The sequence below is a fragment of the Wolbachia endosymbiont of Wuchereria bancrofti genome (genome assembly GCF_002204235.2).
Taxonomy (GTDB): domain Bacteria; phylum Pseudomonadota; class Alphaproteobacteria; order Rickettsiales; family Anaplasmataceae; genus Wolbachia.
The window spans coordinates 1-2,718 of the sequence record NZ_NJBR02000030.1 but is presented as its reverse complement, the minus strand read 5'-3'; the positions used below and the strand labels follow the sequence as shown (position 1 = coordinate 2,718).

At 31.6% G+C, this 2,718-nt stretch carries 4 protein-coding genes, 1 other RNA gene and 1 pseudogene; 3 read left to right on the top strand and 3 right to left on the bottom strand.

Annotation, left to right across the window (positions count from 1 at the left end):
* Together CCY16_RS06795 and CCY16_RS02140 are read right to left on the bottom strand one after the other, a co-directional pair.
* A pseudogene (locus tag CCY16_RS06795) lies at positions 1-318 on the bottom strand (bifunctional folylpolyglutamate synthase/dihydrofolate synthase); the annotation flags it as partial.
* A 23-nt stretch (positions 319-341) separates the two neighbouring features.
* Positions 342-932 (bottom strand): MlaC/ttg2D family ABC transporter substrate-binding protein, encoded by a 591-nt coding sequence (locus tag CCY16_RS02140; protein ID WP_088414604.1) that lies wholly within the window; start codon positions 930-932, stop codon positions 342-344.
* A 121-nt stretch (positions 933-1,053) separates the two neighbouring features.
* Here CCY16_RS02140 and ssrS point away from each other — a divergent pair.
* The 3 genes from ssrS (at position 1,054) to CCY16_RS02125 (ending at position 2,449) form a co-directional block, all read left to right on the top strand.
* A non-coding RNA gene (gene ssrS / locus CCY16_RS02135) (6S RNA) lies at positions 1,054-1,215 on the top strand.
* 18 nt (positions 1,216-1,233) lie between these two features.
* Complete coding sequence (locus CCY16_RS02130) at positions 1,234-1,695, top strand: type II toxin-antitoxin system RatA family toxin (RefSeq protein ID WP_088414602.1); 462 nt, start codon at positions 1,234-1,236, stop codon at positions 1,693-1,695.
* Positions 1,696-1,747: 52 nt separating this feature from the next.
* Complete coding sequence (locus CCY16_RS02125) at positions 1,748-2,449, top strand: thioredoxin domain-containing protein (RefSeq protein ID WP_088414600.1); 702 nt, start codon at positions 1,748-1,750, stop codon at positions 2,447-2,449.
* Positions 2,450-2,477: 28 nt separating this feature from the next.
* Here CCY16_RS02125 and CCY16_RS02120 read toward each other — a convergent pair.
* Positions 2,478-2,718, bottom strand: a 241-nt coding sequence (locus CCY16_RS02120) for a DUF2671 domain-containing protein (RefSeq protein WP_088414599.1), incomplete at its 5' end; no start/stop codon positions are given.

Here is a 2,718-nt window from a genome sequence, read left to right as displayed (position 1 = left end):
TAGCTTCGACAAAGTGATAGGTTGATCTGCAATTACGGTGTGGCGTTCTTCTATAGTAAACTATATAATTTATTATATTCGATATAACCACCTACAACAACTATTCTTTTATTAGAATTCACTGAATGTGGAGAAGTATATACGTGAACCTCATACCCTGCTACCTGCATTGTGTATCTTACAAATGATAATGTTGAACCTTTTCCATTGGCTCCAGCTATATGGATTATAGGCGGTATTTTTTTCAAGATTGTCTAGTTTGTTAAGAAAACCTTTTATAAGATCAAGAGAAAAATCTTTTGGCCTGCTACCAAGCAGCTTAGCCTAATGAGGCATGTATGTCATAGATTGTTGTTATATTTTAATTCATCTATGACACGTGCTATGCTATATGTATCAATTTTTTCGCTGAATTGAGAACGTTGATTAATAGAAATGCTTATCCCATTCATTACAACATCACTTATCAAGAAAGAACTGACATTTCTAGTAACTTTGAAATCAATATTTGTGAATTCTTCATCGCTGTAAAAAAATCTTGTACTAATTAAACAAGTTGCATCGTCAACTGCTCTTGAGCTCATTATGGTCATTTCACTATTATTCATATATTTATATAAAATTTTGATACACAAACGTGTAAAATATATCTCATATTCTCTTAAGAAATCTTCTCTTTCTTCCTGAGTAGTCAAAGTCCAATGTTTTCCCATAACAAATCGAGATATTTTTTTAAGATCAACATTATTTTGAATGATTTCCTGAAGCTTTTTATATACACGTTCCCGGTCTTTTTTATTCTCCTTTATAGATATGTTGCCTACTTGTTGCTTCATAGCATGCACAAAAATTTTATGATCTGCACAGTTGGTATAGGCTCTTGAAGAAATTGCAATGAAAACAACAATAATTAAAAGTTTAATAATATTCATGAGATATGTTTATTAACTATGATACTTAAAATGTGAAATTTAACAAAAGCTAAATAATAGCTATTTATCACTGACTGCAATATACATATAGACACGCCTTACGTGAATCGGCTATAATTATAGGGGTCTGTTCTATACGTTATGAGTTAAGTTAAATTTCTCGAGCGATAATTTCTAGTCAAGGGAATTGCCTCTATCAACGTCGTTGAAATTGATACGTAATGCCCACCTTAACTTTAGGTCTCAGGAGTCTACTAAGGCTAACGGTAGATACGGATTCCGTTCCAGTTAGTTTAAACTTATGCTTCACCACTACAAAGAACAAGGTATTTTCTTCTGTTTACCTAATGAAGTATTCCAGGTTGTAATTGATGTTGAGAAGTATGCTGATTTTGTTCCTTGGTGCAAAGCTGTTTACTTAAAGGAGAAAATTGATAACCAGATGGTTGTGGATCTCTTAGCAGCTTTTCATGGGATTAAGGGAAGATATACGTCGAAGATAACCTTTCTTTCTCCGAGTGGGACTAATGAAGGTTGGATAAAAGCAGTATCATCAAATGGAATATTTAAACATTTATACAATGAATGGAGATTCATTTCTATAGATGAAAAGAAAACTATGGTGAAGTTTTGTATAGAGTTTGAATTTAAATCCAACTCGTTTTCCATTTTATTAAATTCAATATATAAATATACACAAAGTAAAATAATTGCTGCGTTCAAAGACAGAGTTGAGAGCCTTGCTAAGAAAAAGTTATCTTGACATTATTGATATAAATACGTAATTATTTAGTAAGTTAAATATTTGTATTATGATGATTTTTAGATTATTATTTTTATTGGTCTTTATAAGTGTTAATTCTTATGCAGTTATTAAGCAGGACTTATCCAACAACCAGTATATTCAAAAAATTAATGAAATAACACCAAAAGAACTACTATCACCGTTGCCTGATGATAAATTATTAGGAGATTCCAAAGCACCAATTCTAATGATAGAATATGCTTCGCTCACTTGTTATCATTGTTCTCTTTTTCATAGAGAAGTTTTTCCTGAAATTAAAAAGAAATATATAGATACAGGTAAGATGCTATATATATTCCGTCATTTCCCTTTAGATTATAGAGGACTGAAAGCTGCAATGCTAAGTTGTTGCTATGAGAAGCAAGAAGACTATTTTAATTTTAATAAAGCTATTTTTAATTCGATAGACTCATGGAATTACTCTAATTTAAGTGACTTAACTGTGTTACAGAAAGTGGCGGCACTAAGCAACTTAAAGCAAGATACATTTAACCGATGTATTAACGATAAGGAGGTAATGGATAAAATCATAAATGATAAATCACTAGCAATTAATAAGCTTGGCGTTATGGCCACTCCGATATTTTTCATCAAGCTTAACAACGATAGATCATACATAGAGCCTAATAAAATTAGGCACGAAGGATACAAAGCGCAAGAATACTTTACTAACGTGATAGACAGGCTATATGAAAAAGCTATAGTGAAATGATACCACTGTAGCCTATCATACAAAGACTCTATACTGACCCATCGTCTTTCATCACTGCTTGTTGTTTTTTACGCTCAAACTCTCTTTTTTTACTGTGCCAAGCGTAATAATACATAGCAATTTTATTTTCTATTAATATTATTGTCCCATCATAAAACTGAACCATATCCATAACTTTTTTCTGGGCTTCATCAAAACGTTCCCTATACTTTTCACGATAAGCTGGGTTATTTAGTAATGTAACCCCTTCATCTTTGTTAGACCTTTTG